This window comes from Kamptonema animale CS-326, assembly GCF_028330895.1.
GTDB classification, from domain to species: Bacteria; Cyanobacteriota; Cyanobacteriia; order Cyanobacteriales; family Microcoleaceae; genus Kamptonema; species Kamptonema formosum.
This window is the reverse complement of the sequence record NZ_JAQMUA010000314.1, coordinates 1-5,958: the sequence shown is the minus strand read 5'-3', so window position 1 is coordinate 5,958 and position 5,958 is coordinate 1. Positions and strand designations below refer to the sequence as shown.

The 5,958-nt window shown below is 47.3% G+C and carries 8 protein-coding genes; 6 read left to right on the top strand and 2 right to left on the bottom strand.

Translation table 11 applies throughout. The features are described 5' to 3' along the window. The first annotated feature begins 175 nt into the window (after nt 1-175). The 3 genes from PN499_RS18075 to PN499_RS18065 all read left to right on the top strand — a co-directional run bounded on the left by PN499_RS18075 (nt 176) and on the right by PN499_RS18065 (nt 1,771). On the top strand, nt 176-892 hold the full coding sequence (locus tag PN499_RS18075) for a TIGR04283 family arsenosugar biosynthesis glycosyltransferase (protein WP_272033485.1): 717 nt from the start codon (nt 176-178) through the stop codon (nt 890-892). 106 nt (nt 893-998) lie between these two features. After that, the gene (locus tag PN499_RS18070) at nt 999-1,502 is read left to right on the top strand and encodes a photosystem I reaction center protein subunit XI (RefSeq protein ID WP_272033484.1); all 504 of its coding nucleotides are present in this window, start codon (nt 999-1,001) and stop codon (nt 1,500-1,502) included. Between the two features lie 152 nt (nt 1,503-1,654). Beyond that, complete coding sequence (locus PN499_RS18065; protein ID WP_272033483.1) at nt 1,655-1,771, top strand: photosystem I reaction center subunit VIII; 117 nt, start codon at nt 1,655-1,657, stop codon at nt 1,769-1,771. Between the two features lie 370 nt (nt 1,772-2,141). Here PN499_RS18065 and PN499_RS18060 read toward each other — a convergent pair whose 3' ends face one another. Next, the gene (locus PN499_RS18060; protein ID WP_272033482.1) at nt 2,142-2,372 is read right to left on the bottom strand and encodes a hypothetical protein; all 231 of its coding nucleotides are present in this window, start codon (nt 2,370-2,372) and stop codon (nt 2,142-2,144) included. Nucleotides 2,373-2,422: 50 nt separating this feature from the next. On the opposite strand from PN499_RS18060, the gene PN499_RS18055 reads away from it, so the two are divergent. The 3 genes from PN499_RS18055 to PN499_RS18045 all read left to right on the top strand — a co-directional run bounded on the left by PN499_RS18055 (nt 2,423) and on the right by PN499_RS18045 (nt 4,874). Further along, entirely contained in the window at nt 2,423-2,980 is a 558-nt protein-coding gene (locus tag PN499_RS18055; protein WP_272033481.1) for a hypothetical protein, read from the top strand. 307 nt (nt 2,981-3,287) lie between these two features. Continuing rightward, a complete protein-coding gene (locus PN499_RS18050) occupies nt 3,288-4,175 on the top strand; it encodes a hypothetical protein (protein WP_272033480.1) in 888 nt (295 codons plus the stop codon). A 105-nt stretch (nt 4,176-4,280) separates the two neighbouring features. Continuing rightward, nucleotides 4,281-4,874 carry a DUF2996 domain-containing protein gene (locus PN499_RS18045; protein ID WP_272033479.1) on the top strand — a complete coding sequence of 198 codons (594 nt, stop codon included), beginning with the start codon at nt 4,281-4,283 and terminating at the stop codon, nt 4,872-4,874. Between the two features lie 127 nt (nt 4,875-5,001). Here the strand turns inward: PN499_RS18045 and PN499_RS18040 are convergent, their stop codons facing one another. After that, on the bottom strand, nt 5,002-5,820 hold the full coding sequence (locus PN499_RS18040; protein WP_272033478.1) for an alpha/beta fold hydrolase: 819 nt from the start codon (nt 5,818-5,820) through the stop codon (nt 5,002-5,004). Nucleotides 5,821-5,958 lie beyond the last annotated feature (138 nt).

Genomic DNA, 5,958 nt, shown 5'->3' with positions numbered 1-5,958 from the left:
TAAATTATCTCGAACAACATTCTGAACTCGTTCAAGAATTAATGAAGATAACTCCCAATAAACGTCGTTTTTACCAGCAGGGTATACGGGCTGGAATCCTGATTGGGTCTATTTCTTAGGCCTCTCTGTCACCCCCCCAGCAACCAACAACTAACAATTAACAGTTAAATTGCCAATGCCAGATTCACCACCTGTAAAAATTTCTATCATCATCCCAGTATTAAATGAAGCCAAAGCGATCGCCCAAACCATCAACCAAGCCCAAAATGCCACCGCAGTAGAAATCATCGTCGTAGACGGCGGGAGCACAGACGGCAGCATTGAGGCAGCCTCCGGTGTTAAAATTATCTCCGCCCTAGTAGGCCGCGCCACTCAAATGAACGCCGGTGCAGCCACCGCTAACGGCGACATCCTGCTATTTCTCCACGCCGATACTCTTTTACCTGTTGGGTTCGATACTTGGGTAAGACAAATCCTAGCCCAACCTGGAATCATTGCCGGGGCCTTCCAATTGAAAATAGATGGCAAAACTCCCGGTCTGCGACTGGTAGAAAAAATGGTAAATCTGCGATCGCGCTACTGCCAAATGCCCTACGGGGATCAAGCTATTTTTCTTAAAACCACTACCTTTCAACAACTCGGCGGCTTTCCCAACCAGCCAATAATGGAAGACTTTGAACTGATCCGACGATTACAGCAACAAGGAAAAATTGGGCTCTCTCCCCTCCATGTTCTCACCTCCGCCCGTCGCTGGCAAAAACTCGGCATCCTCAAAACCACCCTCATTAACCAGATCGTCATCATTGCCTATTTCCTTGGGGTGTCGCCAAACCGCATCGCCTCCTGGTATCGTCAAAACCATAAAAATGCTGTGGCTGACAACCAAAAGTGAACTTTTCTAAAGCTGGCAGCCAATTCTGCAATTACGCAACCCCTCCCTGCTTAAAATATGACCTTAAGTTGCGATCGCAATTTTGAATAAGTGAGGAAAAAAAAGTATGGCCGATCCCAGAGACGCAGAGCTCATTAAACCCTTTAACGGCGATCCATTCGTGGGTCATCTAGCCACCCCCATCAGTGCTTCTGATTTCACCAAAACTTTCATCGGCAACCTACCCGCCTACCGCAAAAATCTGTCCCCCATCGTTCGGGGTCTAGAGATTGGTTTGGCACACGGTTACTTCCTCGTGGGCCCGGAGATCGTCTTCGGCCCTCTACGGGATTATCCAGAAGCAGCTAATTTGGGCGGATTAATTACAGCCCTCGTCCTAGTGCTGCTAGGCACTGCCGGTATGTCTGCCTACGGCTTAGTCACTTTCAAAGAGGACAGCAGCTTAATAAGCGCTAACTCCCAGACTCCCGCAGCCCTGAAAACTGGTGAAGGCTGGAGCCAACTAACCGCTGGGTTTTTCATCGGTGGTGCAGCCGGCGCTTTCGTAGCCTACTTCCTTCTGGAAAATTTCAAGGGCGTAGATGCCATCTTCCGGGGCTTGGTTAACTAAACGCTTTGCCTCACAATGGTGGGGTTGGGGCAGGAATTATTACTCTCCAATCCCGACTTTTGTTAAGAATTTTGAGCAGTGAGAGCTTTTACTTACTTCTAAGTAATATCCCTGTTCCCAGACTGTAATACTTTAGATTTGGAGAATTAAACATGACAGGTTCCTACGCAGCTTCTTTCTTGCCTTGGATCTTGATTCCAGCAATCACTTGGCTTTTTCCAGTGGTAGTTATGGGTCTACTTTTTATCTACATAGAAAGCGAGGCCTAATCCTCGTAAGCATCTTAGAGTTAAAATCCGCGAAGCTTTAACTCATCTTTTGAAAAAAATCCTCTGTTACAAGCGGGGGATTTTTTTCTGGAAAGCTAAGGTAGAGGAAGTTTTCGAGTTGAGGGGGCGCGATGCCAGCAGACTTTTCCCCTTCTGATAACAAACCCGGCTTTACTACCCCCTTTATTGTCATTGCGAAAAGCCGAAGCCGCGAGCGAAGCGTGGCGGGAAGCGAAGCAATCACCTAGCCTCTGCGATTGCTTCGGGCTTAGTTTGCTTCGTACCTCGCAACACCCTCAGATTGCTTCGCTACGCTCGCAACTGCGCTGCGCTTGACGCGCTGCGCTTGGCTCGCAATGACGGATTATTACTAATAAAGGGGATGACTAACCCGGATTTGGTACGAGCCGATCGCCGCTAATCTTGCCCTCGCTAAAGAAAATATCCTCTCTTGTGCGATCGCGCCAGCTCCGAGTCGCCGCCAACCAACAAAACGGGAAATAATTGCGTAATCGAACTTTACTGCCGTGAAGTTGCCTACTAAGCTTCCTCCCTTAGCTGGGAATGGCTTAGAAATCGGCGGTAGAGGACAGATAAGCAACTATTAAGTCACAATTGTTACCATAAACTCTAATTCTTGAGGAAATAGCGATGAAATTCCCCCCTATGCGTAGAATCCTAGCTCCCTTTCTAATCGCGATGATGCTGTTTGTGACGGCGTGCGGAGATAAAGCCCCCACCCGCTGGGACAACGCTCAGCAAGAAAGTACCCAAAAACCTGTTAAAACAAAGCCGACAAACGCCCAACAACCTACTCAAACAACTAATGCCCAGAAACTTCCCAGCAAACCCGTAGCTGGAGGCAAGTTAAATCGCTTCTTCCCTCCTAACGGAGGTGGCTACACTCGCACTTTCAGTCAGGAAAAAACTGGTTTTGCGGAAGCGAAGTTGAAACAAGGCGGCAAAGATGTGGCAATGCTGTCTATTAATGACCTCGCTGGCAATCCCAGTGCGGCAACTAAATTCGAGAAGAGTACCCAGAAAATTGGCGGCTATCCCGCAGTTAAACAAGGCTCTACTACTACCGCTGTCCTAGTAGCCAATCGCTACCAGGTGAAAGTTCAGTCCCGCGCTGCCTCTTTTAGTGCCAGCGATCGCGAAGATTGGCTCGAAAAATTCAATCTCAGCGGCCTTGCCAAGCTCAAATAAGGCTGCCTACCTTGTAGAAGCGCGATCGCAGTCTCTACATTTGATATTGACACAGTAATGAGATACAGGTTGGCAAAACCTCCAACCCTTTGAAACTGAGCCTTCTGAGGGTTACTCACCTACTATTCATTTCATAAGTAATTACACCCTGGATTTTCAGCAAGTGCCTAAAGGCTGTAAGGCTTACGCCATTGCGCCTTGTTCGCCTATCTCTCAATAATCTCATTTCCCCTTCGGCAGAACTTGCGGCACAGCCTGAGTGGGGTGAGAGTGTCCAATCCGCTCAAAAATAAGGAGCCTGTCTGTTATGAGCAAAACCATCTTTGAATTAGTAGATCAACTTCCCAAAGACAACATGACTGTTAAAGCGCTGCGAGCGCTCGATTTTGTCATCCCCGGTCAATGGGATAATTTAGTTGGCTTTGAAAACACGATCCGCACTGTCACCGGCGAAACTGACGAAGAACTAATCCAGCAAATAGGCGATCGCGCCATCTACCTTTATAACGACAAATCCCAGGGATACCAACGTGCTCTGTGGCTCTACCAAACTATCGACAGTGCAGGGAGTGCGCTGGGTGCAGCAGCCTTAGCAAACAAAATTGGCCAAAATGTTCCCTTCTTGGGATTGCTTGGCAACCTCACCCCTAAGCCTGAAAAAGCCCAAACCATTGACCTATCATTAAAATTAGTCGTTGAACTCTTGGCTTTTTGTCAAATCAACGGCATCCCTGGCGACAGTATCGGCGATTTTGCCGGAGCTCTGGGTGACTACGGCGGCGAGTCTTTGATGCGGATGGCTGCTTTAGTCTGCTTTGATGGTTTGATTCCCCTGGGCCCCAACTTTATCTTGGCAACTCAGTCTTGGATCGAAAGGCTCTCACCGAAGGATTTAGAAGAAAATCCAGGCTTTAAGCAACTGAGCGGTATGATTCCAGGGGGTTCTCCCGCAGGTCAGCTCGGTTTCATTGGCGAAAGCTTCTCCTCGGTTTCTGGCTGGATGAGCAATTTTGTGAGCGAACGAGGTTTGACTCCCCAAAACGTACTCGGTCATTTGCAGAATTTTGTAGAAATTTCTGATGACAAGGTAGACTATGTGGGTGCTTTCCTAGATATGACTACTAACTACTACGAACACACTGGTGTCCAAACTCTTGCTCGCCGCTTGATTGAACGCGCTGTAGCTGAGATTTAAAATAGCCCAAGCAGCTTTAAAATGTAGAGGTGCGATCGCTCGTACCTCTGCAAAAGAGAACCCAGAATTATTGTTGAAAACGGAATTCTTTGATAGGTAGCATCAATGGCAGAAGAAGTAAAAAATCCTAACGCTGGGGAAGCGGGGACTCCTGAAATTGCTCAAGAACAGGCTCCGAGTTCTGACCAACCAGAGACAAGTGACATTCCCAGTACCGACAAGCCTCAGCCAGAGGCGGAAAAGACAGAGGCGAAAAAGCCAGCCGCTAAACCTGCGGCTGATAAAGCCGCCGCAGCTAAGCCTCCGAAGAAGGAGAAGGCTCCTGCTTTGGAAGATAAGCCTTTTGCAGATTTTATTCAGCAAGACTATTTGCCAGCTTTGCAGACCGCTTTGGACAAACAGGGAGTTAAGGATTTAGACCTGACTTTCGCTAAGCAAAAATTTGCGATCGCAGGTTTGAATGCAGCAGAAGAATGCTGGCAAATTATTGGCAAGTTCCAAGGAGGTCAGCGGCAATTCAATCTCTATTTCCCTAAAGAAGATATCCAAGCTCAAAGAGCTTTTTCTTGTGCGGAAAACGGCACTAAAACCAGTACCTTGGAACCTTTCTTAATTGACGAACGTAAGATTACGTTGGACTTGATGGTGTTCGGCGTTGTCCAGCGGCTCAACGCTCAAAAGTGGCTGAAACGAAATTAGCGCCAGGGGAAGGAGAAGATAAAAGTTTTGAGTTTTAAGTTGTAAGTTTTGATGAGAAGACAACTCAAAATTCTTCTTCCTTCCTCCTTCCCTCTTCCTTCTTCCTTCTTCCTTCTTCCCTCTTCCTTCAACTACCAACTGCTGCCAGTTGTTCTTCGTCCCGCTGTAACAGCAAATTGTGTTCTTTAATAATGGCGTAGAGGTCAACATCTGTTTCCAGCAAGCAGGCGTGTCCGCTCATTGGCAGCACGATCATCTCGGCATTTGGTATTCGTTTGACTAAAAGTTTCGCTTCTGCTAAAGATGGCAAAAGTCTGTCGGCTCCGCTAGCAATTACCAGCGTTGGTTGTTTAATAGTACGTAACTGGTTTTCCCCTACATCGAACGATCGCACTAAAGCCAGTCGCCAAATAGTCGTTCTCTGAGGCACTGCCTGCATCGCTTCTAGCAAAGCTTGGCGCTCGCCCCTCCCAATCTTTCCTAAAGACGCTAAAACTGGCAGCAGCCCTAATATCGATAAAGGATAAATGTTTGCGGGCAACCACTGGGTCAGGTAAGAACCCCACTCCATCCAAGGCTGCTGTCTAAATGAAGACGCGGGATTAACTAAAATTAGCCGCTCAAAAAGGTGAGGAGCCTCTAATATGACTTTCATCGCCAAGCACCCCCCAAATGACTCACCACACAGGTAAACAGACCGATGATTTCCCGCTGCCTTTTCTGCTTCAATCAAGGCTATGGTCTCGCTCACAAGTACGTCCCAACTCGCCATGTCAGTAGGGGGGATGGCTAGACAACGGATGTCAAAGCCCTCTACTAATTTGGGAATTTGCGATCGCAGCAATTGACCGCTACCATCCATACCGGGCAGAAATACAAACAATGGATACTCAACTCTAGGCAGTTTCGGCGTAAGGAGACGAATGTGGTTCTTCGCGTCTAGCATGATTAAACTCAAATGAAGGAGCGGGGGAGAGGGGGAGATGGGGAGGATGGGGGAGCAACTTAATCAATTAAAAATTAAAAATGCAAAATTAAAAAAAAATGCAAAATTAAAAATTGTGAGATTTAATTTTTAATTTTT

Bases quoted from the DNA above. Each gene is read 5' to 3' on its own strand.
- PN499_RS18075 (WP_272033485.1), top strand. From the start codon at position 176: ATGCCAGATTCACCACCTGTAAAAATTTCTATCATCATCCCAGTATTA.
- PN499_RS18070 (WP_272033484.1), top strand. From the start codon at position 999: ATGGCCGATCCCAGAGACGCAGAGCTCATTAAACCCTTTAACGGCGAT.
- PN499_RS18065 (WP_272033483.1), top strand. From the start codon at position 1,655: ATGACAGGTTCCTACGCAGCTTCTTTCTTGCCTTGGATCTTGATTCCA.
- PN499_RS18055 (WP_272033481.1), top strand. From the start codon at position 2,423: ATGAAATTCCCCCCTATGCGTAGAATCCTAGCTCCCTTTCTAATCGCG.
- PN499_RS18050 (WP_272033480.1), top strand. From the start codon at position 3,288: ATGAGCAAAACCATCTTTGAATTAGTAGATCAACTTCCCAAAGACAAC.
- PN499_RS18045 (WP_272033479.1), top strand. From the start codon at position 4,281: ATGGCAGAAGAAGTAAAAAATCCTAACGCTGGGGAAGCGGGGACTCCT.
- PN499_RS18040 (WP_272033478.1), bottom strand. From the start codon at position 5,820: ATGCTAGACGCGAAGAACCACATTCGTCTCCTTACGCCGAAACTGCCT.